We start from the raw sequence: 23,989 nt of genomic DNA, 5'->3' as shown, positions 1-23,989 counted from the left end.
CCCGGAAAACGAATTTCTCCGGCCGGGTGAATCTATTTCGAATAATTTTCGTATCTTGGTCGAACGAAACAGCTAAATTTCAAATTACATATGAATAAATCCGGCGAAGAACCCCTTTTGAGCCTTCCCGAACGGCACAGCCGCATCCTCTCCCTGCTCCAGCAGAACGGCTCGATCTCGGTGACGCAGCTCTCCGAACTCTTCAAGGTTTCGGAGGTGACCATCCGCAAGGACCTGTCCTACCTCGAACAGCAGAAGAAGCTCTACCGCACGCACGGAAGCGCCATTCTTATAAGTCCCTACATCAGCGACCGCCACGTCAACGAGAAGGAGAAAAAGAATGTCGCCGAGAAGCGGGCGATCGGCGCCGCGGCTGCTGCGCTTGTCTCCGAGGACGATTCGATCATCATCGCCTCGGGAACGACGATGGCCTTCCTGGCCCGGGAGATCAAGCCCGTAGGCCGCCTGACGGTCATCACGGCGGCGGTTCCCGTGACGCAGATCCTCTCGCAGCACGCTGACGTGGATGTCATCCAGTTAGGTGGCATCACGCGCAGCAGTTCGGTTTCCGTGGTGGGGCCCTTCGCGGAGTCGATGCTGCGCAACTTTAATTGCAGCAAACTGTTCGTCGGCGTGGACGGTATCGACACGGATTTCGGACTGACGACGACCAACATGCTCGAAGCGTCGCTCAACGGCGCGATGATCAACGCCGCGCAGAAAGTCGTGGTGCTGGCCGACAGCTCGAAGTTCGGACGCCGGGGATTCAGCAAGATCTGCGACCTGGAGGCCGTGGACCGCATCATCACCGACAGCGGCGTGCAGCCTCTCTATCTGGAGCGTCTGCGCGAACGCGGAATCGAGGTGACGGTGGTGGATGTCTGATTCCACACTTTATATAATAAAGAGCGGCAGGAATCCCTGCCGCTCTTTTCGTTGTTCGGGGTGAGCCTACTTCTTCAGCAGGGCCTGCAACCGCTCGGGATAGTCGGTGGTGATGTAGTCCACGCCCAGCCCGATGAAGTACTTCATGTCCTCCTCCGAATCCACGGTCCAGACGTTGACTTCGAGCCCCAGTTCGTGCGCCTCCTTCACCCATTGGGGATGTTTGCGCAGCACGCCCATCGAATAGTCGATGCCGGCCAGTCCTAACTTCTTGATGCTCTTGGGAGGCAGGTCGCCGTTGAGGTAGTAGATCCTGGTGTCGGGGAGGAGCTTCTTGAACGCCAGGCAGGCGTTGATCGAGAAGGCGATGATGTCCGTGCGCTCCAGCACCTTGTATTTTTTGAGTTCCCTGACGATCTTTTCGGCGGCGAGGTCTTCGCGGTTGTAATCCGAAAGCGACTTCATTTCGAGAATCAGGCGCGTGTCGGGTTTCGAGGCCACGAGTTTGAGGTAGGCGTCGAACGTGGGGATGTTCTCGCCGTTGGGCAGCACGATGGCCGTGATCTCCTTGGCCGTGGATTTCTCCATGTCGATGTCGGTGCCTTTGTACTTGCGGTCGTGGTTGACGATCAGTTTGTTGTCGGCCGTGAGCCATACGTCGATCTCCGAACCGTAGACGCCGACGGCATCGGCCTTGGTGAACGAAGCCAGCGAGTTCTGCGCCGACTCGGGGGCGGTCCAGTAGCCGCGGTGGGCGATCACCTTGGGCTGGGCGGCGACGGCGCCTCCTGCGAGCAGCAGGGCAGCCGAGAAAATGAGTTTTTTCATCATATCGTTTGAAATGTTGGTTGGCAGCTTGTGAAATGAAACCTCTACAAAGGTAGTAAACATTTCCGGATTTACAAGCCGAAAGTCGGTCGGAGCCGCTGTTTTCATTGTGCCGGGCTGCAAACGTTCCCGAGGCTGTTTTTTCATGAAATGGTCAATTTATGGTAGGAATTGCAAGAATTGTGCGCCGCAGGTTGCGGAATTTTTCCTATCTTCGTGCAATTCGAATCACTTAAAACCACATAAATAAGGAACCATGAAAGAAAAAGTCAGCAAGAAATTTTCGGAACTCTACGGCGAGGGCGCCATTCTGTTCACCTCTCCGGGGCGTATCAACCTGATCGGCGAGCACACGGATTACAACGGAGGGTTCGTTTTCCCGGGGGCTGTGGACAAGGGCATCGTCGCTGCTATCAAGCTCAACGGCACGGACAAGGTGCGCGCCTATGCGCTCGACTTGGGCGAGAGCTCGGAGTTCGGACTCGACGAGGCCGACAAACCGGCCCAGAGCTGGGCGTGCTATATCTTCGGCGTCTGCCGCGAGATTCAGAAGCGCGGCGGCAAGATCGGCGGTTTCGACACGGTGTTCGCGGGCGACGTGCCCCTGGGCGCCGGCATGTCGTCGTCGGCGGCGCTGGAGTCTACCTACGCGTTTGCGCTGAACGATCTTTACGGCTGCGGCATCGACAAGTTCGAACTGGCGAAGATCGGCCAGTCCACCGAGCACAACTACTGCGGCGTGAACTGCGGCATCATGGACCAGTTTGCGTCGGTGTTCGGCAAGAAGGGCAACCTGATCCGTCTGGACTGCCGTTCGCTGGAGTACGCCTATTTCCCGTTCGATCCGAAGGGGTACAAACTCGTTCTGCTCGACTCGCGCGTGAAGCACGAATTGGTGGGATCGCCCTACAACGACCGCCGCGCTTCGTGCGAGCGTGTGGCCAAGATGCTGGGACAGGAGTTCCTGCGCGGCGCCACGATGGAGCAGCTCGACGCCATCAAGGATAAGATCTCAGAGGAGGATTACAAGCGTGCACGCTATGTGATCGGCGAGGAGAAGCGCGTGCTCGATGTCTGCGAGGCGCTCGAAAAGGGCGACTACGAGACTGTCGGCGAGCGGATGTACGAAACCCACTGGGGCATGTCGAAGGACTACGAGGTGTCGTGCGAGGAGTTGGATTTCCTGGCTACGGTGGCCAAGGAGTGCGGTGTGACGGGTTCTCGCATCATGGGCGGCGGCTTCGGCGGCTGCACGATCAACCTGGTGAAGGACGAGCTTTACGACAACTTCATCGCCACGGCCAAGGAGAAGTTCAACGCCAAGTACGGCCACGAGCCCAAGGTTTACGACGTGGTTATTTCCGACGGTTCGCGCCGCCTGGAGTAATCCCGCGCTGTCTGTTGTAGAGAATCCCGGACCTTCGTACGAGGTCCGGGATTCCTGTTTATCGGACAAAAGCGTGTTCGATTGTTGTTTTCTCGGAAATAGTTTCTATTTTTGCATAGTCGGGTAATCCGGCAAGACATATTTTGATGAAAGTGTTTCGCTTTTATCCTTGGATGGAAATCTGGTAAATTTCAATGAGTCAAGGAGAGCAATAACACTCATCACTTGTATTGGTATGCGGTTTTCTATCCTCATACTGTACAAGTGTGGGGTATTGTTTATTTGACTCAAGGTTTACCAGAGCCTCCATCCAGATAAACGAACGGCTCCACACTTTCTTTTTTATATAATCCGCAGTCGGGGCCGGGGCGGAAACAAGAACTGTTTATCATGAAAAAATTTATGATGCTGGCGGCCTGTCTGTGTGCGGTGTTGCTCCTGTCCGGATGTAAAAATGACGATTTGGAAAAACGGGTCGATGATTTGGAGAAACGTGTGGAACAACTGGAAGAATTTTGCCGGAGAATGAATGCCAATATCGCGGCGCTTCAGTCCATTGTCGATGTATTGTCGGAAGCGGACCGGATAACGGCTGTCGTTCCGGTGCGTAGCGGGTCGGAGACGATCGGTTATACGATTGCTTTCGAGAAGAACGAACCGATGACGATATATCATGGAAAGAACGCCGTGGCGCCTGTCATTGGTATTCGGCAGGATGAAGGCGGAGTTTATTACTGGACGCTCAACGGCGAATGGCTGCTGGATGACGATGCCCGGAAGGTGCCGGTGCACGGCAAGGACGGAGCGACTCCGCAATTGAAAATCGAGCAGGATTGCTGGTATGTTTCATATGACGGAACGAATTGGACAGAGTTGGGTAAGGTTTCCGAAGGAGAGGGTGACGGCATGTTCCGCAGCGTGACGATGGATGAAGAGTATGCGTATTTCACCTTGATCGACGGCACGGTACTTACTGTACCGCTTGCAGGGGGTGTTGCCGTGGATGCGATTCTGTTCGAAGATGAACTTGTCAAGAGCATATGTGTATCTCGTTGGGATACCGATAAAGACGGTGAACTTTCTGTTGCTGAAGCCGAGGCTGTCACTTCACTGCGCAAGGCGTTCAATGCGAAACCGATTCGCCATTTCCGTGAATTTGTCTATTTTACAGGGGTTAAGTCATTGGCCGATAGTGAATTCTGCGATTGTGACGATCTCGAATCCATCGTTTTTCCGGCGAATTTGGCGGCCGTAGGGGATTATGCTTTCAGTTATTGCCTGTCGTTGAAGAGCGTAGAGTGTAAAGGTGAAACCCCGCCGACGGTCGGAGTGAATATTTTCGACTATATTCCCGTTTCGAATTATGTCATACGGGTTCCTGCTTCTGCGGTGGAGCGTTATAAAACAGCGGAGGGTTGGAGTGATTATGCCTCCCAAATTGTCGCGGCGGAGTAGCGGCGCTTGTAAAATGCAGCAGCCTGCAATTATGCAGGCTGCTGCGTTTTATTCCAGCATCTTTTGCAGCATCACTTCGTCGTGATAGCCGTCGGGCCGCCATAGCCAGTCGCGTTTGATGCCGATTTCGGTGAATCCTGCGCTGCGGAACAGCCGCAGGCTCGCTTCGTTGTCGGCCCCGACGTTGCACCACAGCTGATGCGCGCGCAGCGTATCGTGTGCATAGCGGCAGAGGGCTTCCAATGCGTCGGAGGCGTAGCCCCGGCCCCGGTCACTCCGTTCGTAGATGAGGATGCCGACGCCCGCCCGGCGGTGGATCGGGTCGTATTCGAACAGGTCGATCGCCCCGACCGGCCGTGCCTCCTGCCGCGTTTCGACGATCAGCCGCAACTGTCCGTCGCCGAGCACCCCGATGGTGTCCCGATGCCGTTCGACGAAGCGCTGCATCTGGTAATGCGAAAACGGCTCTGTCGTGCCGCTGACCGCCCACACGTCGCAGTCGTTTTCCCACACGTACATCAGGTCGGCGTCCTCCGGCTCCACGGCCCGCAGGCGGATGGTGCGGCCTTCGATGTTCATTACAGTCCGATGATCTTGTTGCGGATCAGCATCGCCACGCCCCAGGCGTTGGCGTTCTCGGTCATCTTCGAAACGCGGAACTTGGTGTCTTTGTAGACGAGGTTGAGCGAATATTTGTTCGTCGCCGATTTCAGCGGCAGCATGATGTAGTCGCCCGCCGCCGCGAGGTTGCCGCCGACGATGACCGTCTCGGGATTGAACGTGTTGATCAGGAAGGCCACGGCCTTGCCGACCTTCTCGCCCGCTTCCTCGATCAGCTCGATCGAGAGGTTGTCGTCGTTCTTCGCCGCGGCGATGATGTCGTCGATATGGATGGTCTTCTGCTGGTCGTATTTCTCGCGGAGGATGGTGTTCACGCCGTTCTGGATCAGATGGCACATTTTGTCCTCGATGGCGATGCCCGATACCTCGGTTTCGAGGCAGCCCTTTTTGCCGCACGAGCAGATGATCTCGTTGTCGAAGAAGGGGATGTGTCCGAATTCGCCCGCGAAACCGCTCTTGCCGTAGTACAGTTGTCCATCGACCACGATGCCGATGGCCACGCCGCGGCCCATGTGGAGATAGAGCACGTTGCTCTCGTCCTTCGACTTGCCGCAGGTGTATTCGGCGTAGCACCGGGCCCGGGTGTCGTTCTCCAGCAGTACGCGGATGCCGACGCGCTCTTCGATCATGTCGCGCAGCGACTGTTCGCTCGTCGTAAAGTATTTGTAGCTGCGGCCCGTGTCGGGATTCACGCGGCCCGTCATGCAGACGCCCAGTCCGAGGATCTTGGCGCGGTCGATGCCGCACGTGGCGATGAAGTTCTCGATGTTCGAGCAGATGCGCTCGATGCACTGCGGACGGTCGAGCAGTTCGAACGTGAAGTCGTTCTCCTCCTTGATGATGTTGTTCTGCAAGTCGGTGATCAGGAAGCGCATGTTGTCGCGCCCGACGTTCACGCCGGCGAAGTAGATCGCCGAATTGGCCAGTCCGAAGATGTTGGGGCGCCGCCCTCCCGGGGTTTCCACTTTGCCCAGGTCCGTCACGATGTTCTCATCGACGAGCTCCTGCACCAGTTTGGTGATGGTCGGAACGCTGATATGCAGCTCTTTCGTCAGTTCCGAGAGCGTGCATTCGCCGTTGACGGCCATATGCGCGATGATGTTGCGCTTGATGATGCTGTTTTTGTGAGAAATACCTTTCAGGGTCTCATCTTCGTGCTTGTTGAAAAATTCAGTCAGTGATGTCATCCGTGCGGTCTCTTTTTACTAACTGTGCAAATATAACGAGTTTATTTAATAAATGCAATCAATTTTTAATAAAATTTAATAAATTTTATTCCGGGACGGGATATAAAAAATCAACGCACTGATTTTCAGTGCGTTGATTTTTAAGCGTGGTTTTTTCTCCTATAAGGTCGATTTCGACTCCACGGCGGCGTTTGCGTCCACCTTGCGGATGAGACCTTGCAGGACGGTGCCGGGGCCGAGTTCGGTGAATTCCGTCACGCCGTCGGCCAGCATATTCTTGACGATGTAGGTCCAGCGCACAGGGGCCGTCAGCTGGGCGATCAGGTTGGCCTTGATGGCGGCGGGATCGGTGTAGGGTTTGGCGTCCACGTTCTGATAGATCGGGCACACGGGCGTCTGGAACGGCGCTTCGGAGATGGCCTTTTCGAGCTCCTGCTTGGCGGGCTCCATCAGCGGCGAGTGGAACGCGCCGCCCACGGGCAGACGCAGGGCGCGGCGGGCGCCTGCGGCCTTGGCTTTCTCACAGGCGGCCTCTACGGCCTCCACGGCTCCCGAGATGACCAGCTGGCCCGGGCAGTTGTAGTTGGCGGCGACGACCACGCCATCGACCGATGCGCAGATCTCCTCGACTGTGCTGTCTTCCAGGCCGAGAATGGCGGCCATCGTGCCGGGCTGGGCCTCGCAGGCGGCCTGCATGGCCATGGCACGCTTCGAAACGAGTTTCAGTCCGTCCTCGAACGAGAGGGCTCCCGCAACCACGAGGGCCGAGAATTCGCCCAGGGAGTGTCCGGCGACGGCATCGGGCTTCACGCCCAGCGCCTTGGCCATGATGACCGAGTGGAGGAACACGGCGGGTTGGGTGACCTTGGTCTGCTTCAGCTCCTCGTCCGTACCGGAGAACATGATGTCGGTGATGCGGAATCCGAGGATTTCGTTGGCCTTCTCGAAGAGCTCTTTCGCGGCCGGAACGTTGTCGTAGAGGTCTTTGCCCATGCCGACGGCCTGAGCGCCCTGACCCGGAAATACGTATGCGTGTTTCATAATTTTCGCGTTTTTTTACGTTTGCGGGGCAAAGATACGAATTTATTTTCTAATTTTGTGCCGCAATGGTTCACAAAGGGCCGGGCAAGGCCCCGTGTGATGAAAAGGGAATGCCGTGAGAATCGGCAGCAGTTCCCGCTGCTGTAAGTTCCGAGAGTTGCCGCAACACGCTGAAGCCACTGGTCTCAGGGCCGGGAAGGCGTTGCGGCAGGGACGAGCCAGAAGACCTGCCTTGCATCTCCCTCAGGAGGAGGATCTTTTTTTCGAGCGCATCTGCGGAGAACGGAGCATCGTGGGGTTTTGTGGCCTGGCCACGGAACGGCGGCCGGAAGGCGGCCTGAGACGAAAAGGAGATTCGATTCCGGGAGGTTCCGGGACCGGATTTTTTTATTTTACGAACATATCAAAAACCCAAAACAAAAAAAAGATGAAAAGATTTCTTGTTACCCCCCCCCTTATCTTATTGGCCGCACTGGCTTTCGTAGGCTGCGACGATGACAACGACGGACCGCAGATTCAGACGATAGGATTCGAACAGGCCGCTTTGGGCACTGACGGCTTCATCTGGGGCAAGGACCAAGCTACGGAGCAGGACGATACGGACTATTCGGGAAGTCCCATTAAATCGAATATTTATTACGGTCCGGTTTATACGGAGAAAGAGGCCAAGGTTTATACCTATTATTCGGATTACGGCCATACCTACGAAACGTGGAACGGTTTCGTGATCTCGAATCACACGGACAAGAAGACCGAAGGTTACACCAACGACAAGAGCGTTTATGCCGACGGAGGCGCCAACGGTTCGGCGCAGTTCGCGGCGGCCTATTATGCGGCTTGGACGCCGGAAAATAGGGGAGTCCCTACGATTGAGTTCGCCACCGCCGTGTCTCCCGTTTCGGTCGCCGTGGCCAATATGACCTATCTGTACCTCTATTTTGAGGGGACTACGCCGGCTGCGCTCGTCGATGTGAAAGTCGTCATTACGGGCTATAACAGCAGTACTAAAACGGGTGAAGTTACCGTCATGCTTGTTGACAAGGCTTCGGAAACGGTGAAGTCGGGTTGGGAGACGGTCGATCTCTCGTCGCTCGGAACGGTGACTTCGCTGACCTTCGCATTATCGACGACCGATTCTATGTGTCCGACTTATTTTGCCATCGACAACCTGACCTACGAGAAGTAGACGGTGAGCAGCGATAAAAACAAAACCCCTGCAAGGAAAAGCCTTGCGGGGGTTTTGTTTGCAGAGCGGTCGGGAGGTGTCAGAGCTGCGTGAGCACGATGACGCTGCGGGCCTTGACGCCGACGCAGAATGTGCCGCCGCTGTTTTCGAGCTGCAATGATGGGGCGATCAGTTCGTCACCGTCGGGCAAACGCCGCTCTTCGTAGACGTAGACCTTGCAGGCCGACATGCCGCCGCGGAGCGTGTTTTTCAGGTCGAAACTCAGGGTCTCGTCCGTGGCGTTGGCGATCACGTAGGTCCAGCGGCCGTCGGCGGCGCGGACGGCCGTTCCGGCTGCGAATTCATTGCCGAGGTCGAGCGGATAGACCTCCGAACCCTTGCGTATGAAGCGCGTCAGCAGCGAATAGGCGTAGTACTGCGGCCGCGGCTGGTAGTCGTCCGTCAGCCGGTCGTAGACGCCCGGATCGGGGTCCTGACGGTAGGCGGTCCGCATGTAACGCCACATTCCGAGCTGCTGCATTGCGGCATAAGACTCGTTGCGGCCGTAATACTGGTCGATGAGACTCCAGTAGCTCGTGCCGACGGCTCCTGCGTTGAGGAAGTTCACGACCAGCCGTGTCATCAGTACGCCCCGGTCATAACGGTCGATGTCCGTCTGCCGCGTGGCGCCGACGCACTGGTTCGAGCCGAATTCCCCGACGAAATGGTTCTTTCCCGCCGTGGCGGCTGCGGCGACGTTGGCCTCCTCCCACGCGAGGACCGTGCTGTTGGGGGTGTCGTAACCGAAAATGTAGGTGTGGCTGTTGAACAGGTCGGCTTCCTGCGACAACTCCCGGGCGCATCCTTCGAGGAAGAAACGCCGCGTGTCGGTGTTGTCCGAGAGGTTGAGCCGCACCTTGTCGCGGATTCCGTCTGCGCGCAGGCGCCGGTCGAGGACCTTGGCCAGCGGAACGTAGCGTTCGAGCGGAATGATATTGCCGTCGGGCTCGTTGAAGGGCGTCAGTTCCTTGATGCAGGTGTAGCCCCGCCGTTCGATCAGGTGTTTGACCACGGTCGAGAAACTCTCGGCGAACTCCTCGCTGTCGGCGGGCTCTACGACCCAGTTCGTCCCTTCGGACGAGCAGAGGAAATGGCGCTTCACTCCGGCATAGGCCGGATCGAGCAGGTCGCAGTAGGTGGGGCATCCCCACAGCACGAGCGTCACGTCGGCGTTCATCTCCTGAGCGATGTCCAGCACTTTGTAGAGCGACCGCATCTCGGCCGATTCGAACGTGAAGCGGTCGAGGGCTGCGACGCCGGGATCGCTGTTGTCGTTGAGGGGTTCCCACCAGTGGGGCAGCAGCATCACACGGAAGCGCTGAATGCCCATCTTGCGGATGCGCGGCACGACGATCTCGTCCCAGTCCGAGGCTTTGGCGCCGTCGTGGCGGGTGACGTTCTGCGACAGGAAATGCGGGTCGAGCTCCACGCCCAGTCCGGCGAGCGTGACACCCGTCGAACGGCCGACACGCACTTCGAGACTCGCGCCGGATTCATAGCCCGGCGTGCGGGTGGATTCGGGCAGGCGTTCGTCATCGTTGGACTCTGCCGAAGATGCCGAACATCCGGCGAGTGCCAGCAGGGCCAGCAGAAGCGTTCGGACGGTTTTCGTCTGTCTCATACCCGCATCAGAGGTTGAAAGCTCGTTTGAGTTCGTCCATCTGCTCCTGGGTGGTACCTGTCGGTTCGAATCCCATCGACTTGGCAGTCAGATAGATCTGCGCCGATTTCGAAAGCACGTCGATCTGGTCGAAAGCCTCCATGATGTCGGGGCCCACGGCGCAGACGCCGTGCTTCTCCCACATCACCACGTCGTATTCCCGAAGCTGTTCGATGGTGGCCTCGGCCAGCTCGGTGGAACTCGGCATCTTGTAAGGCACGATGCCCAGCCCCTTGGGACAGAAGGCCCGCGTCTCGGGAATCATCGACCACAGGAGGTTCGTCAGCACGTCCTTGGCGAGGAATGCCGGGTTGTGGGTCATGGCCACGAGGTCGATCGGGTGGGTGTGGACGGCGGCGGTGTAGCCGTTGCCCGAGGCGATCATCTGGTCGTGCATCGCCAGATGCGAAGCCAGCTCGGAGGTGGGCTTCACGGGGTTGTCGGCGACGATTTCGTACGACGCGCAGTCGTCGAGGATGCGGATCACTGAACCGTTTTCCATCGGCCGCCGCGCCAGGTCGCGCATGCGGCGGTTGGTGCCCTTGCAGAAGAAATAGCACCCTTTGAGGTGGGGCAGCGTCATGCCGAACGGAACCGGATCGCTGATCGGGGCCATCGAACGGATCTCGTCGTCGGCATAGGCCGTGACGTTGACCGTGATGTTGCCGCCGTTGCGTTCGGCCCAGCCTTTCTGCCAGAGGTAGCCGGCGACTTCGGCGACTTCGGCCACCCGCTGGGCCAGTTCGGGACGGTTTTCGAGGATTGATTTCATATCGGTCATTTATTGGAATAGCGAAGGGAAGAAGATCGAGAAGAGCAGGATCGCAAGTCCGGCGGCGAGCGTCGCCAGCGTGCGGCCGTCGCAGCCTTTCCACTCTTTGAGCAGGATGCCCCAGACGTTCGAGAAGATGACGTTGAGCGACATCAGGATGCTCCACGAGAAGGCCAGAATGACGGGCGATCCGGTGAGGAAGCTCTTGCCCATCTCCAGGCCGAAGAACTGCGAGTACCACAGCACGCCGGCCAAAGCGCAGAACAGTAGGTTGTTGACCAGCACCGAACCCCGCACGCCGAAATACTCTCCGGCGGTGCGGTTGCGGACGTTCTGCCAGATGCAGTAGGCGGCATTGGTCAGGAAGCCGCCCAGAGTGACGAGCAGGATGACCGGAAGCCCTGCGTAGAGCGGATCGACGCCTTGCGCCGCGGCCGCGGCCTTGATCGGGGCCCCTGCGTCGAGGCCCAGTGCGAAGCAGGCGCTCATCACACCGGCCAGCAGCGCCACGGCGAGGCCCTTGGTCAGCGCGAAATCCTTGATCGCGGCGCGTTTCTCCTCCTCGGTCATGTCGGCGGCGCGCAGCGACCCGGCGTAGCCGATCACGGCGATGCCGGCGAGGGTCACGCAGACGCCCAGCAGCAGGACGAGCCCCTGCCCGTGCAGGAGGTCCGTGCCGGCGAACAGCGCCGGGAGGAGCGTTCCGAAGGCCGAGCAGGTGCCCAGCGAGATCGACTGCCCGAGCGCCACCCCGAGGTAGCGCATCGAGAGTCCGAACGTCAGGCCGCCGACGCCCCACAGGGCCCCGTATACAACGGCCTTGAGGGCGCCGCCCTCACCCAGCAGGGTGAAGAGCGAACCGCCCTCGGGCACGGCGATCAGGGCCCCCAGCAGCGGGAAGACCAGCCAGGCGAAAATTCCCTGCACGAGCCAGAAACTTTCCCAGCTCCACTCCCGTACCTTCTTGATCGGGACGTAGGAGCTCGACTGTCCGAAGCTGCCGACGGCGATGATCAGCAATCCGATGAGTATCTCCATGATTTACGCGCGTTTCGAGGTGACCTCGCGTTCGTATTTCTGGATTTCGGCGATGAACTCCTCGCCGACGGGCACGTTGTTGCGCAGGCAGAACATGTCCCACACGGCGTTCCAAGGCATCGACTTCGACTCTTCGAGCAGCGCCAGACGCTCGAAGCCCTGTCCGTTGGCCTCGTATTCGCGCAGTTTGGCCAGCGGTTCCAGCAGGGCCTGCATCAGGCATTTCTGCGTGGCGCGCGAGCCGACGACATAGGCGCCGATGCGGTTGATCGAGGCGTCGAAGTAGTCCAGACCGATGTGCACGCGGTCGAGGGCGTCGCAGCGCACGATCTCCTTCATGAGCTCCTGCGTCTCGTCGTTCATGATCGTCACGTGGTCCGAGTCCCAGCGCACGGGACGCGAGACGTGCAGCATCACCTCGGGGATGAACAGCAGCAGCGACGAGAGCTTGTCGGCGACGATCTCCGTGGGGTGGAAGTGGCCCGTGTCGAGGGTCACGATCTTGCCGCGCGAGGTGCCGTAGCCGATGTAGAAGTCGTTCGAACCCACGGTGTAGCTCTCCAGCCCGATGCCGAAGACCTTCGATTCGATGCAGTCCTTCATGTTGTCGTATTTCTGCTCGAAGATCTTGTCGAGCGAGTCTTTCAGAAGCTCCCGGTATTTCATGCGGTTGACCGTGAGGTCTTTCGAGCCGTCGTGCACCCAGACGTTCATGATGCAGGGATCGCCCTGCGCCTTGCCCATCTCCTCGGCGATGGCGCGGCAGCGCTTGGTGTGCTCGATCCAGAAGCTGCGGATTTCGGGATCGGGGTTCGACAGCGAGAGGCTGCCGCTCTTGGGGTGCGAGAACGACGTGGAGTTGAAGTCGAGCTTCATGCCGTTCTGCTTCGCCCAGTCGATCCAGCCCTGGAAGTGTTTGGGCTCCACCCGGTCGCGGTCGATGAATTCGCCGCCGAATTCGCCGTAAATCTCGTGGAGGTTCAGGCGGTGTTTGCCGGGGATGAACGACTTGGCTTTGAGGATGTCGGCGCGCAGCTCCTCGATGTTGCGGGCCTTGCCGGGGTAGTTGCCCGTGGCCTGGATGCCGCCCGTGAGGTCGCCGCCCTGGTTCTCGAAGCCCGTCACGTCGTCCGCCTGCCAGCAGTGGAGCGAGAGGGATATTTTCTGTAAAGCGGCGAGCGCTGCTTCGGTGTCGATGCCCAGATCGGCATAGCGTGCTTTTGCGACCTCGTAGGTCTGTTGAATCTGTTCGGTTTTCATTTTTTGTGGTGTTTTGAGTTATTTTACGATTGTCATGAAGCGGGTGTAGGCGGCATCCCATGCGGCGGTGTCGCCCGGGGTGAACTCCTCGACGGGGATGCAGCGGGCGATCAGCGTGCGCATCTCCTGCAACGTGCCGACGCATCCGGCGGCGCGGGCCTGGAGCATGATATTGCCCACGGCCGTGGCTTCCGAGGGGCCCGCCGTCACGGGAATTCCGAGCGAGTCGGCCGTGAACTGGTTCAGCAGGGCGTTTTTCGAACCCCCGCCGATGACGTGGAGGCGTTCGATTTCGAACGGCGCCAGCGAGCGGAAACGGTCGAGGACAAAGCGGTATTTGAGTGCGAGGCTTTCGAAGATGGCGCGGATCATGGCGCTGTCGTCGCCGGGCGCGGGCTGCCCCGTGCGCTCGCAGTAGGCGCGGATTGCCGCGGGCATATCGCCCGGAGTGGCGAACGAAGCATCGTCGGGGTCGATCATCGTGCGGAACGGCGCGGCTCCGGTGGCCATCTTCACGATCTCGGGATAGGTGTAGTCGCGGCCCTCGTCCTTCCATTTTCTGAGGCATTGTTCCAGAATCCACATGCCCGTGATGTTCTTCAGCAGGCGGGTCGTACCCTCCACGCCGCCTTCGTTGGTGAAGTTGTAGCGTTCGGTCAGCTCGTTGATGAAGGGTTCGCGGACCTCGATGCCCATGAGCGACCACGTGCCCGACGAGAGGTAGGCGAAACGTTCGTCGGCGGCCGGCACGGCGGCGACGGCCGACGCGGTGTCGTGGCCCGCCACGGCGATCACGGGAAGCTGCGGAAGTCCGCAGGCGGCGGCCAGTTCGGCGCGGAGCGTGCCGATCCGGTGGCCCGGCATCACGATCGGGGGGAAGAGTTCGGGCGAAAGGCCCATTTTCTCCAGCAGGCGCGCTTCGATGCGCTTCGTGCGGGGATTCAGCAGCTGCGAGGTCGAGGCGATGGTGTATTCGGTGACCATCTCCCCGGTGAGCAGATACGACAGGGCGTCGGGCATGAAGAGCAGCCGCTCGGCGGCGGCCAGCTGCGACGAACGGTCGCGCTGCATGGCGTAGAGCTGGTAGAGCGAATTGAATTGCATGATCTGGATGCCCGTCGCGCCGTAGACCTCCTCCCGGGGCAGCACCTTGGAGAAATACTCCTCGGGGGCGCCGTCGGTGTGCGGGTCGCGGTAGGCGTAGGGGAGTCCCAGCAGCGAGCCGTCCTTGCCGACGAAGGCGAAATCGACGCCCCAGGTGTCGATGCCGACCGAGGCGATTTCGACCCCTTCGCGGGCGGCGGCGCGCAGTCCCTCGCAGAGGTGTTCGTAGAGCGAAAAGATATTCCAGTAATAATGTCCGCCCAGCGGCAGAATGGTATTCGGGAAACGGGTCAGTTCCTTGAGGACGAGCTCTCCGTCCCGGAGCGAGCCGAGAATGGTGCGGCCGCTGGTGGCCCCCAGGTCGAAGGCGACGAAGTGTTTGGGTTGCATGTTTCGGTCTGTGATTTTTGGGTTGTACAAAACAACTCATTTTTTCGTCGTTTCAACGTTGTAATATGATGGATGACTTTTGTTTTTTGATCTTTCTCGCGGTTTGCCTCCGGAGGGGGTGACACCGGTCGCGGATTTTTATATATATTTGTGTAAACAAACAGCTTTTCCGTTTCAGCAACCTGCCGTATGAAACCTGTGAACAATCATAAGTACTTGGTGAGCAGCGAAAAGGACCAGACGTGGGGCATCACGGTCGATACCGTGGGCAGCGAGTCCGTCGCCGCCGGCTACGAGACCTATCCTCCGCGGGTCGGACACCCCTCGGGTTTCTATTTTGACGTTGGAAAAGGGCGTGTTCTGGAGAGCTACCAGCTGCTCTATATCACCTCGGGCCGCGGCTCGTTCTACGGGCCCGACCGCAAGCGCATCGGCATCGGCGCCGGGGACATGGTGCTGCTGCGCCCCAACCGCTGGCACAGCTACATGCCCGACCGCGAAACGGGGTGGCACGAGTACTGGATCGGCTTCCGCGGCCCGAACATCGACGCGCGCTTCCGCAACGACTTCTTCGACGACAGCCGCGAGGTGTTCCGCGTGGGGGTCCGCGAGGAGATCACGGCCCTTTACGACAAGGCCATCGAGGTGGCCGAAAACGAACGCTCCTCCTACCAGCAATATCTCGCCGGCATCGCCAACCTGCTGCTGGGCATGACGATGTACTACCATGCGAATCACCAGTTCGTGTCGCTGGACGTGGTGAGGCAGATCGACCGCGCGCGGCGCATCATGCGCGAGGAGCTTTACGCCAACATTTCGCCCGACGAGGTGGCCCGGCGGGTGAACATGAGTTATTCGTGGTTCCGCAAGATGTTCCGCGACTACACGAACATCTCTCCGGCGCGTTACATGCAGGAGCTGCGGTTGCAGGAGGCTTGCCGCCTGTTGTCGGGAACGGCCATGAGCATCAAGGAGATCGCCTTCCGGCTCAATTACGGCGACGCTTCCTATTTTTCCAACATGTTCCGCCGCCATCTGCGGATGACTCCCGTCGAGTACCGCCGCCGCTTCGGCGTCGGCAGCGACGGCTTCTGTGCGGACGTTGTCGGGAATGAAGCCTGAAAATCTGTAAAACCCCAATAATTTTCTGATCCGATGAATGTTGCAAATCTCCGAACCGCCGGACGCTGGCTCGCGCTGTGCTGCCTGCCGCTGCTGGCGGGTTCCTGCGGGAAGCGTCCCGCGATCGCCGACATGCGCTGCGAATATCTCGCTTCGCCGATCTCGGTGGACACTCCGTCGCCCCGCTTTACCTGGACTTATGAAGATGCCGATGCGTTCGTGCAGGCCGGTTACCGCCTCTGTGTGGCTACGGCGCCCGAGAAACTGGACCTTCCCGACATCTGGAACTCCGGGGAGATCGCCGGCAGCCGTCCTTTTGCCGCAATGCCCGACGGCGGACTGCTTGTCTCGCGGACCCCTTATTACTGGCGGGTCGAAGCGTGGGACGCCGGCGGCCGGCGGATCGTATCGCCCGTTGCGGAGTTCGAAACCGCCCTGATGGAGACCTCCGAATGGCAGGCCCGCTGGATCACCGATGCCCATGACAAGGATTTTGTCCCTGCGCCGATGCTGCGGCGGGCGTTCGCCGTGCGGTCGGGCGTCGAGCGCGCCCGGCTCTATGTGAGCGCCGCGGCCTATGCGAAAATGAGCCTGAACGGTGAACCCGTTTCGGGAAATCTCCTCGACCCGGGTTACACCCATTACGACAAGCGCAATCTCTATGCCGTGCACGACGTTACGGACCGGCTCCGCGAGGGCGAGAATGTCCTTTCGGCGGTGCTGGGCAACGGGTTTTACAATGCCATCCAGCCCGTCGCCACGTGGAGTTTCGAGGTGGCCCGCTGGCGCGGACGTGCGCGGATGATCTGCGAACTGCACATCGACTATGCCGACGGCACGCACGAGGTCGTCTGCTCCGACGGTTCGTGGCGCACGACGGCCGACGGTCCTTACCTCTCGAACAACATTTACAGCGGCGACGTTTACGACGCCCGCAGGGAGATTCCCGGCTGGGACCGTCCCGGATTCGACGATTCGGCGTGGGCGCAGGCCGTCGAAGTCGCGGCCCCTTCGCCGTTGCTGAAAGCCCAGTCGATGCCCGCTGTTCGGGCCACGTGCGAGATGGAGCCCGTCGGGGTCCGTTCGTTCGGCGACACGATTTGGGTGTTCGATTTCGGCGTTAACCTTACGGGCCTCTGCCGCTTGGAGATCGAGGGCGAGCGCGGCACGAAGATCACAATGACCCACGGCGAATTCGTGCAGCCTTCGGGGCGCATCGAGATGCGCAATCTCGATATTTACTATAAGCCCCTGCCGGGTTACGATTTCCAGACCGACACCTATATTTTGAAAGGCGAAGGCCGCGAGACGTGGACGCCCGATTTCACCTACCACGGATTCCAGTATGTGGAACTGCGGTCGAGCACCCCGGTGAAACTCGACAAGACGAGCCTCACGGCGCGTTTCATGCACACCGATGTATCTTCGGTCGGGAAATTCTCCTGCTCGAACGGACTGTTCAACCGCATTTGGGAGATGACGCGTCGGACCTATCTCAACAACCTCACGTCGATTCCCACGGACTGCCCCCAGCGCGAGAAGAACGGCTGGACGGCCGACGGCTATCTGGCCATGGACCTGGCGCTGCTCAACTACGACGGAATGGCCTTCTATGAGAAGTGGCTCGACGATTTCATCGACAACCAGAACGAGGCCGGACGCCTTGCGGGCATCATTCCCACGGCTGGGTGGGGGTACGACGACTGGATCGGCCCGGTGTGGGACGCTTCGGCCTTCATCATCCCCTACACGCTTTACAACTATTACGGCGACCTGCGTCCCGTCGAGAAGATGTGGCCCGTCTGCGAGCGTTACCTCGAATACCTCGCCACGCGCGAGGAGGCCGACGGCGGCGTGACCTACGGCATCGGCGACTGGGTTTTCTACCGAACGCAGACTCCGACCGACTACACCTCGACCTGTTTCTATTACTACGACAACGTGCTGATGGCCCGTTTTGCCGAACTGCTGGGCCGCGACGGCGAGCGTTACGCCCGCAAGGCCGCACAGCTGCGTGAACTGATCAACACGAAATACTACGACGCTGAAAAGGGCCTTTATGCCAACGGTTCGCAGGCCGCGCAGGGTGTGGCGCTTTATCTGGGCATCGTTCCCGAAAGCGACGCGCAGCGCGTGGCCGACAACCTCGCCCGCATGATCGCCGATAACGATTATTTCCTCGATTTCGGAACCATCGGCAGCAAAACGGTGCTGCGCATGCTCACTCGCTACGGGCATGTCGAGACAGCTTATAAAATGGCCTCTCAGACCGAGGGCCCTTCGTGGGGCTGGTGGGTCAGTCAAGGCTTCACGACGCTGGCCGAGACGTGGATGCTCTCGCCCGAGTGGCGCGACGCCTCGATCAATCATGTTTTCCTGGGCGATGTCGCCGCGTGGTATGTCAACGACCTGGCGGGCATCAATTTCGATCCGGCGGACCCCGGGTTCGGACACATCGTCATCGCTCCCCATTTCGTCGAGGCACTCGACTGGGCAGCGGCTTCCTATGACTCGGTGCGCGGTGAAATCCGCTCGGAGTGGCGGCGGTGCGGCGGCTGCGTGACGCTGAAAGTCACCATTCCGGCCAATACGACGGCCGACATCCGGGTCGGCGGAGAGATCGTCGCTACGGTGTCCGGCGGCGTTCACGAATTTACCTTCTGATACATCCGGCCGAAACAAGAGCGGCAGACTTTTCCGAAAAGTCTGCCGCTCTTGTTGTTTCAGGTGTGTTCTCAGAGATTCTCATCCTCGAAGGCGAACACCTCGGTCGAAACCTCGCCCAACGCTCCGGAATTCTGGCTGATGCCGGTCTGGACCTTGATGAAGTCGATGTATTTGAGGTTGGCGGCGCTGCCGTCCGCATTCACTGCGTTGGAGATTCTGAAATAGTTTTTGCGCTGGTCGCCGTCGGAAATCTCTCCCGTGGCCTGGTCGTTGCCTGCGTTGTCGGCGTATCCCCAGTCGTAGGGGCGATTGAAGTAGTCGCCTGTGATCGGATGGCGCGTCGTGTTGGCGGCCAGCCGCGTGCCGTAGAGCGTGTACTTCTCGGCGTCGATCCATCCCGGGTAGTAGCTCTCTTGTGTGTGGCTGCTGTTCCGTTCGACTTTGCCCGCGTTGCCGCGGTTGTCTTTCCATTGGATGTCCGTGCCGGCGCTCTTCGGGCGGTAGTAGGTCATGGCGTAGGACGTGAGCGTTTCCGGTTTGCCGTATTCCGAACCTTTGAGCTCGTACCACTCGTCGTCGGGAAGCCCGTTGCCGTTAGTGTCCTGCATGACCCACACGATGCCCGGTTCGGACGACTGGGCGAACTGGTTGCCCGTGATCGAAAAGTCGTCGCCGCCCTTGTTTTCGATGCTGTGGTCGAATCCCACGACGATATATCCGCCCCAGGCCCCCAGCGACACATAGTAGTTCTTTTTCTCCTCGGCGTTTTGCCGGAGCAGTTCCTGAGCTTTGGATGCGGCCGCTTCCGCCGAAGTGATGTCTTTGAAACCGCCTTCGTTGATGAACTGCCCCGGAGCCGGAGTGTATTCGTAGACCTTGTCCGAGAACCGCCCGGTTCCGCCGGTACGCTTGTGCGACATTTCGTCGTCGCAGCAGGTCACCGCGACGGAGGCTGTCGCAGTCTGGCCGTCGTCGTCGGTGATTTTCACAGCGACCGTATAATCGCCTTTCGCCGCCGATTTGAAGCCGTAAACGGCTCCGTCGCCTTCGGCGGCGACCGGTTTTCCGTCCACCGTCCATTCGAATGTCGGATTGTGGAAATGTTCGAGGACGGGACGCAGGTAGAGCGTGCGGTCCCGCGATACGTTCCGGGTATCTGCCTTGCCGAACCGGAGGGAGGGCGCCGGGAAAACGGCTGTCACCGTGAAACGCTCCACGACCCGGACGGTGACGCTCGCTTCGTCTTCTCCGTCTTCGTTTTCGGCGCGCAGGGTCAGCTGATAGTCGCGCAAGTCGCTCTGTTTGAACGTGTAGGTCGCATCGGTTCCGGCCTTTTCACCGTCGAGCGTCCATTCGAAAGTCGCTCCGTCGCCGTTGGCGATCGTGGGGGCGATGACGGTTTCGCGTCCGGCTTCCACCTCCATCACCCGGTCGTCGCCGACGGGGAACGAGATCTCCGGGGGCAGCAGCCGGTTCACCTCGATGCGCAGCTCCTCTTCGGCTTTGCCGTTCGGGGTTTCGACGCGGAAGACGAGGAAATAGATGCCCGCTTCCCGGGCCTCGAACGTGAAAGTCGGTCCGGAGCCGGCCGGTTCGTCGTCGAGAATCCATGCGTAGACGGCGCCTTCGGCATTCTCGACCGTCGGGGCGATCGTCACCGATTTGCCGACCTTCACCGGATAAATGCCGTCGGGATTGTCCAGCGTGATGACGGGTTTGGGTCCGCCGTCCGTGATTACGTCGTCCTTGTTGCAGGAGGCGAGCAGCGCCAGGAGGAGGACTGCCGTTGAAAAACAGAGATTCCGGATCATATAGCTTGCCATTTTTTAGTCGTATGCACCGGACTCCGGACGGTGAAATCGACTGGACGGAAAAGTCGTATGACGAAGCTGCCGTTCGATCTCTGCCCGAAACCCGCGGGTGCGAATCCTTGTCAAGGCAGGTCTTCTGACTCGTCCCTGTTGCCGCGCCTTCCCGGCTTTCGGCCAGTGGCATAGCGTGCGGCAACCGTCGTCTCCCGCGAGGGGAGGGGACTTACAGCAGCAGGTACTGTTCCGGATTCTCACCGGATTCCCTTTTCATCGGGCGGGGTGCGTGCGATCCCCGTTCCGAAACCTTGCGGGACAAAGATACGAGAAAATCCGGAAAAAGCCGTGCGGGGTGCGGTTTTTTCCGGATTTTGTCCTGCGGACAGGGCGGCTACCACATGTAGAGCACCATGTCGCCCGGGTCGAGCGTCAGCGTGCGCTGGTCGTTCGAGGCCGGCTGCACGGAGCCGTCCTTGCGAATGCGGCGCACGTGCTCCTGCGTGCCGACATTGAGGTAGCACTTTTCGTTGATGTCGGTGTTGACCGCCATCATGAAATGGTAGCCGTGGTTCTCGAAGAACGAAATGCACGCCGTGTTGGTTTCGCGGCCCACCGACAGTTCGGTGATCTCGGCAGGGAGCTTGTCCAGGGCGCGGGTGTCCAGCGGCAGCGGGGTGCCGATGTGGTAGACGCCCGTTACTTTGTTGTCCAGGAAGACCCACGACAGTTTCTGGATCTCGTCGAGCACCGATTTCACGATGTCGTAGGTCTCGGTGCGGGTGCCGTCCTCGGCGATCGGCCCGTTGCGGTATTTCCAGAGTTCGGGATTCTCTACCGTCGGGGTCCAGTAAGTGAAGCATTGGAGCACCTGCGTGCCGTAGGCGAGGTTGCTGTAAGCCTGTAGGCGCAGGTCGTCCACCGTCGGCTGCGGGTAGCTGGTGTGGGGAACGGTGAGCATGAAGCTCCAGAAATCCATTCCCGAACGGAGCGCGCGGTCGCGGACGATTTCGAGACACTGATACCATTCGCCGAGGATCTGCCGCGGGCTGTCCGCGATGTTCGGGTCCTTGATGATCGGGTATTTGTCGAACGAGAGGAACGTGATTTCGGGAACCTCGGCCATGTAGCGGTCGATGTACTCGTTGTAGTCCTTCACGCCGAGGGCCGCATAATGTTCGGGGCCGCCTGTGGGGAAGATGTTCGCATAGCAGATGTGCTCGCGGTCCACGTGCCGGATGTCGGACATCATTTTGGACATGTTTGCGAACTGCGTCGGATGGGGTTCGTCCATGACGAAGTATCCGGCCAGCGCGGGATGGTCTTTCAGCCGGGTTACGGCGTCGAGACGCTTGCTCTCCGTATAGAGTTCGTCGCACTCTACGATGAGCTTGATACCGGTTTCGGCGGCGTAGTCGAGACATTTGAGTGCCGTTTCGACGTTGCCCATGCGCGAGTAGTTGAGCGTGATGCCCATCTGCTCGGCTTCGCGGAAACGTTCGACGCTGGCGTGAGAGGCGCGCACGCCGTGCCATGCCACCACGGGAATCTTCTCTGCGGCGGGGATTTGCGAGGGGTAGTTTTGCGATTTGCCGCCGTCGTCGTCCTTGCAGCCGGTGAAGGCTGCGAGCGATCCGGCGAGCAGTGCGGTCATGAGGAACTGTTTCATGGTTGAATCGGGGTATTGTCGGATTAATACTTGAATATATAGCGGTAGCGGAAACGGTCGCCCGGAGCCGAATCGCCGTCGCGCATGCACTCGCGGATGTCACCGTCGGTCACGGCGTTGTCGATCCATTTGAAATCGACCGTGAAGTTGCGCACGTCGGCGATGCCGAGCTCCCGGAGCGGGACGGCGATCTCCATCCGGTTGCCCGACACGGCATAGTCGATCGTCGCAGCCTCCTCCCAGTCCCAGCCTCCCTTCGAACGTTGGAGCGTGGTTCGGGTGTCATCCGTGACCTTGTTGTTAACGACCCATTGGAATCCTTCCCAGGCTGGCGCCGTGCTGCCTTTCACCGAAATGAAGAGCCGCATCCAGTTGCGCCCGGTGCGGGGCGTGATCGGATCGGCGGTCTCCACGTAGAAGAAGAGCGATTTGCAGTCGGTGGCCACTTTGGCGTAGCAGATGTCGTTGCGGCCGGTGTCGTTCGTGAGACTGAGGTTCTTGTAGCCGAAGCCCCAGTGGTTGCGTGCCCGGGTGTCGTCCGTGTAATCCTTGTAGCGGGTTCCGAGGGTCTCCCAGTCGTCGAATTTGCCGTCGATGGCGATCTTGTGGACTTCATTCACCGGCTCGACCGCAGCGACGCCCTTGTAACGGCGCACGTAGTCGGTCATGTAGTAATAGTAAACGTCTGTGAAATCGTCGGCACAGGGTTCGATGTCGCGGCTGAATTCGTGGTTGTAGCAGTCTACGAAATAGCTTTCGCCGGCTTTGATCGTCTTGCCCATGAATTGTTGAGGGCCTGTGCTGATCTGCCGCTGGGCCACCCATTCGTTCCATCCCGTGATGAAGATCAGATCGGGGTCGCACGCGATGGCGTGTTCGAACTGCTGTTTGAAATAGGTTCCTGCGGCGCGCTGTTCGGCTGTGGTGTTCGCGGGCTGGTGGCCGCCTTTGTCTTCGGGCGAATTGCCCGTGTAGCTGCGTCCGATGTTCCAGAGAGGATGACTTGCTGCCATGACGGGAATCTCCTCCTTCACGTTGCGCTGCGGCGAGAACTCGCCCCATGCCCAGCGGTTCGTGCCGTCGCCGTACCAGGGACCGCCGTAGCCGAACTGGGTGTCGAACCATGCGTAGCGGAACGTGAGGCGCTCGGAAACCCCGGCCCCGTAGTCTCCGGGAGGTGCGAGGAGCAGCGGCTTGCCGTCGAGTTCGTACCACAGGCGGTCGTAGTCGCTGTTGCCGTAGAGCGTCAGCAGTTCCTGCACTACCGGAGCGGGATTCGTGTTGAGGATGAACGAGATTTTCGGTCGGGGATTGCCTTCGCGCAACATCTGATTGTAAACGTCGCAAAGCGTTCTGACTACCGGGAGATAGGCGTATCCGTTCGTCACGTCGATGAAAATCACGTCTACGCCTGCCTCCGAAAGCATCTGCGCGTGGCGGCGGATCACCCACGTGTCGTTGGAGACGTAGTAATCCAGATAGGGCTTGCCCCAATGGTGCATGGCGCCTCCGGGACCGAAAGGAATGTCGGCCGGATCGCTGTGGCCTTTTTCCAGTTCGCTGATGTCGTAAGGCGACCGGGTGTCCGTGGCCTTCGGCGGGATGATGTCGCCGCCGAAATAGTCGCCTGTGTCGTAGCCGTGGGCGCCCAGCCAGATGAAGTAGAAGATGCCGACCTTTTTGTCGCGCGGGGCGCGATAGTCGAAAGCGATCTCTTTGCCTGCGGGATCGACCGCCACCAGAGATTCGTTGCCGTATGTAACCACCTCGCCCGGCGCCGGACCCGGCTCCTTGCCGGGGTCGGGATCGTTGTCGGAATTCGAGCAGGCGAACAGGGCGAGCAGGAGGAACGGGATGGTTGCTTTAATCATCG

General features: G+C 59.6%; 18 protein-coding genes and 2 riboswitches. Of the genes, 6 read left to right on the top strand and 12 right to left on the bottom strand.

Annotated features, from left to right (window positions below; all coding sequences use genetic code 11):
* The first annotated feature begins 90 nt into the window (after window positions 1-90).
* Entirely contained in the window at window positions 91-885 is a 795-nt protein-coding gene (locus tag WMO46_RS06835; protein ID WP_019149777.1) for a DeoR/GlpR family DNA-binding transcription regulator, read from the top strand.
* A gap of 66 nt (window positions 886-951) precedes the next feature.
* On the opposite strand, the gene WMO46_RS06830 is transcribed toward WMO46_RS06835, so the two are convergent.
* On the bottom strand, window positions 952-1,716 hold the full coding sequence (locus tag WMO46_RS06830; RefSeq protein ID WP_019149778.1) for a glycerophosphodiester phosphodiesterase family protein: 765 nt from the start codon (window positions 1,714-1,716) through the stop codon (window positions 952-954).
* Between the two features lie 253 nt (window positions 1,717-1,969).
* Here WMO46_RS06830 and galK point away from each other — a divergent pair, with 253 nt between their 5' ends.
* Together galK and WMO46_RS06820 are read left to right on the top strand one after the other, a co-directional pair.
* On the top strand, window positions 1,970-3,100 hold the full coding sequence (galK, locus tag WMO46_RS06825; protein WP_349094053.1) for a galactokinase: 1,131 nt from the start codon (window positions 1,970-1,972) through the stop codon (window positions 3,098-3,100).
* 390 nt (window positions 3,101-3,490) lie between these two features.
* Entirely contained in the window at window positions 3,491-4,555 is a 1,065-nt protein-coding gene (locus WMO46_RS06820; RefSeq protein ID WP_349094052.1) for a PL29 family lyase N-terminal domain-containing protein, read from the top strand.
* A 48-nt stretch (window positions 4,556-4,603) separates the two neighbouring features.
* On the opposite strand, the gene WMO46_RS06815 is transcribed toward WMO46_RS06820, so the two are convergent.
* The 3 genes from WMO46_RS06815 to fabD all read right to left on the bottom strand — a co-directional run bounded on the left by WMO46_RS06815 (window position 4,604) and on the right by fabD (window position 7,404).
* The gene (locus WMO46_RS06815; RefSeq protein ID WP_349094051.1) at window positions 4,604-5,134 is read right to left on the bottom strand and encodes a GNAT family N-acetyltransferase; all 531 of its coding nucleotides are present in this window, start codon (window positions 5,132-5,134) and stop codon (window positions 4,604-4,606) included.
* Complete coding sequence (locus tag WMO46_RS06810; protein WP_019149819.1) at window positions 5,134-6,363, bottom strand: ROK family transcriptional regulator; 1,230 nt, start codon at window positions 6,361-6,363, stop codon at window positions 5,134-5,136. The genes WMO46_RS06815 and WMO46_RS06810 overlap by 1 nt, the downstream gene beginning before the upstream one ends.
* Window positions 6,364-6,522: 159 nt before the next feature.
* Window positions 6,523-7,404 (bottom strand): ACP S-malonyltransferase, encoded by an 882-nt coding sequence (gene fabD, locus WMO46_RS06805; RefSeq protein WP_276716232.1) that lies wholly within the window; start codon window positions 7,402-7,404, stop codon window positions 6,523-6,525.
* Between the two features lie 48 nt (window positions 7,405-7,452).
* A riboswitch (cobalamin riboswitch) is annotated at window positions 7,453-7,653 on the top strand.
* A gap of 178 nt (window positions 7,654-7,831) precedes the next feature.
* Between fabD and WMO46_RS06800 the strand changes: the two genes are divergently transcribed.
* Window positions 7,832-8,590: a DUF4465 domain-containing protein gene (locus tag WMO46_RS06800; protein ID WP_165357736.1), complete on the top strand. Its 759-nt coding sequence runs from the start codon at window positions 7,832-7,834 to the stop codon at window positions 8,588-8,590.
* A 79-nt stretch (window positions 8,591-8,669) separates the two neighbouring features.
* Here WMO46_RS06800 and WMO46_RS06795 read toward each other — a convergent pair whose 3' ends face one another.
* From WMO46_RS06795 to WMO46_RS06775, 5 genes are read right to left on the bottom strand one after another with little or no spacing between them, the layout of a single operon-like run.
* Window positions 8,670-10,250, bottom strand: a complete 1,581-nt coding sequence (locus WMO46_RS06795; protein WP_129650456.1) for a glycoside hydrolase — start codon at window positions 10,248-10,250, stop codon at window positions 8,670-8,672.
* Window positions 10,251-10,257: 7 nt separating this feature from the next.
* Window positions 10,258-11,061, bottom strand: coding sequence for a rhamnulose-1-phosphate aldolase (gene rhaD, locus WMO46_RS06790; protein WP_026076340.1), 804 nt, complete (start codon window positions 11,059-11,061; stop codon window positions 10,258-10,260).
* A gap of 9 nt (window positions 11,062-11,070) precedes the next feature.
* Window positions 11,071-12,099, bottom strand: coding sequence for an L-rhamnose/proton symporter RhaT (gene rhaT, locus WMO46_RS06785; RefSeq protein WP_019149824.1), 1,029 nt, complete (start codon window positions 12,097-12,099; stop codon window positions 11,071-11,073).
* A 3-nt stretch (window positions 12,100-12,102) separates the two neighbouring features.
* The gene (locus WMO46_RS06780; protein WP_019149825.1) at window positions 12,103-13,359 is read right to left on the bottom strand and encodes an L-rhamnose isomerase; all 1,257 of its coding nucleotides are present in this window, start codon (window positions 13,357-13,359) and stop codon (window positions 12,103-12,105) included.
* Window positions 13,360-13,377: 18 nt separating this feature from the next.
* On the bottom strand, window positions 13,378-14,853 hold the full coding sequence (locus tag WMO46_RS06775; RefSeq protein WP_349094050.1) for a rhamnulokinase: 1,476 nt from the start codon (window positions 14,851-14,853) through the stop codon (window positions 13,378-13,380).
* A 189-nt stretch (window positions 14,854-15,042) separates the two neighbouring features.
* Between WMO46_RS06775 and WMO46_RS06770 the strand changes: the two genes are divergently transcribed.
* Window positions 15,043-15,975: an AraC family transcriptional regulator gene (locus WMO46_RS06770; protein WP_019149827.1), complete on the top strand. Its 933-nt coding sequence runs from the start codon at window positions 15,043-15,045 to the stop codon at window positions 15,973-15,975.
* Window positions 15,976-16,008: 33 nt separating this feature from the next.
* The gene (locus tag WMO46_RS06765) at window positions 16,009-18,639 is read left to right on the top strand and encodes a family 78 glycoside hydrolase catalytic domain (protein ID WP_349094049.1); all 2,631 of its coding nucleotides are present in this window, start codon (window positions 16,009-16,011) and stop codon (window positions 18,637-18,639) included.
* Between the two features lie 71 nt (window positions 18,640-18,710).
* Here WMO46_RS06765 and WMO46_RS06760 read toward each other — a convergent pair whose 3' ends face one another.
* The 3 genes from WMO46_RS06760 to WMO46_RS06750 form a co-directional block, all read right to left on the bottom strand.
* Window positions 18,711-20,453 carry a PKD-like domain-containing protein gene (locus tag WMO46_RS06760; protein WP_349094048.1) on the bottom strand — a complete coding sequence of 581 codons (1,743 nt, stop codon included), beginning with the start codon at window positions 20,451-20,453 and terminating at the stop codon, window positions 18,711-18,713.
* Window positions 20,454-20,562: 109 nt separating this feature from the next.
* Window positions 20,563-20,774: riboswitch (cobalamin riboswitch) on the bottom strand.
* A 67-nt stretch (window positions 20,775-20,841) separates the two neighbouring features.
* The gene (locus WMO46_RS06755) at window positions 20,842-22,116 is read right to left on the bottom strand and encodes a hypothetical protein (protein WP_349094047.1); all 1,275 of its coding nucleotides are present in this window, start codon (window positions 22,114-22,116) and stop codon (window positions 20,842-20,844) included.
* Between the two features lie 23 nt (window positions 22,117-22,139).
* The gene (locus WMO46_RS06750; protein WP_129650451.1) at window positions 22,140-23,987 is read right to left on the bottom strand and encodes a glycoside hydrolase family 71/99 protein; all 1,848 of its coding nucleotides are present in this window, start codon (window positions 23,985-23,987) and stop codon (window positions 22,140-22,142) included.
* Between the last annotated feature and the right edge of the window lie 2 nt (window positions 23,988-23,989).

It is taken from the genome of Alistipes intestinihominis (assembly GCF_040095975.1).
Lineage (GTDB): Bacteria > Bacteroidota > Bacteroidia > Bacteroidales > Rikenellaceae > Alistipes > Alistipes senegalensis.
The sequence above is the reverse complement of the archived record's forward strand: the minus strand, read 5'-3'. Positions and strand labels throughout refer to the sequence as shown.

Bases quoted from the DNA above. Each gene is read 5' to 3' on its own strand.
- WMO46_RS06835 (WP_019149777.1), top strand. From the start codon at position 91: ATGAATAAATCCGGCGAAGAACCCCTTTTGAGCCTTCCCGAACGGCAC.
- WMO46_RS06830 (WP_019149778.1), bottom strand. From the start codon at position 1,716: ATGATGAAAAAACTCATTTTCTCGGCTGCCCTGCTGCTCGCAGGAGGC.
- galK (WP_349094053.1), top strand. From the start codon at position 1,970: ATGAAAGAAAAAGTCAGCAAGAAATTTTCGGAACTCTACGGCGAGGGC.
- WMO46_RS06820 (WP_349094052.1), top strand. From the start codon at position 3,491: ATGAAAAAATTTATGATGCTGGCGGCCTGTCTGTGTGCGGTGTTGCTC.
- WMO46_RS06815 (WP_349094051.1), bottom strand. From the start codon at position 5,134: ATGAACATCGAAGGCCGCACCATCCGCCTGCGGGCCGTGGAGCCGGAG.
- WMO46_RS06810 (WP_019149819.1), bottom strand. From the start codon at position 6,363: ATGACATCACTGACTGAATTTTTCAACAAGCACGAAGATGAGACCCTG.
- fabD (WP_276716232.1), bottom strand. From the start codon at position 7,404: ATGAAACACGCATACGTATTTCCGGGTCAGGGCGCTCAGGCCGTCGGC.
- WMO46_RS06800 (WP_165357736.1), top strand. From the start codon at position 7,832: ATGAAAAGATTTCTTGTTACCCCCCCCCTTATCTTATTGGCCGCACTG.
- WMO46_RS06795 (WP_129650456.1), bottom strand. From the start codon at position 10,250: ATGAGACAGACGAAAACCGTCCGAACGCTTCTGCTGGCCCTGCTGGCA.
- rhaD (WP_026076340.1), bottom strand. From the start codon at position 11,061: ATGAAATCAATCCTCGAAAACCGTCCCGAACTGGCCCAGCGGGTGGCC.
- rhaT (WP_019149824.1), bottom strand. From the start codon at position 12,099: ATGGAGATACTCATCGGATTGCTGATCATCGCCGTCGGCAGCTTCGGA.
- WMO46_RS06780 (WP_019149825.1), bottom strand. From the start codon at position 13,359: ATGAAAACCGAACAGATTCAACAGACCTACGAGGTCGCAAAAGCACGC.
- WMO46_RS06775 (WP_349094050.1), bottom strand. From the start codon at position 14,853: ATGCAACCCAAACACTTCGTCGCCTTCGACCTGGGGGCCACCAGCGGC.
- WMO46_RS06770 (WP_019149827.1), top strand. From the start codon at position 15,043: ATGAAACCTGTGAACAATCATAAGTACTTGGTGAGCAGCGAAAAGGAC.
- WMO46_RS06765 (WP_349094049.1), top strand. From the start codon at position 16,009: ATGAATGTTGCAAATCTCCGAACCGCCGGACGCTGGCTCGCGCTGTGC.
- WMO46_RS06760 (WP_349094048.1), bottom strand. From the start codon at position 20,453: ATGATCCGGAATCTCTGTTTTTCAACGGCAGTCCTCCTCCTGGCGCTG.
- WMO46_RS06755 (WP_349094047.1), bottom strand. From the start codon at position 22,116: ATGAAACAGTTCCTCATGACCGCACTGCTCGCCGGATCGCTCGCAGCC.
- WMO46_RS06750 (WP_129650451.1), bottom strand. From the start codon at position 23,987: ATGATTAAAGCAACCATCCCGTTCCTCCTGCTCGCCCTGTTCGCCTGC.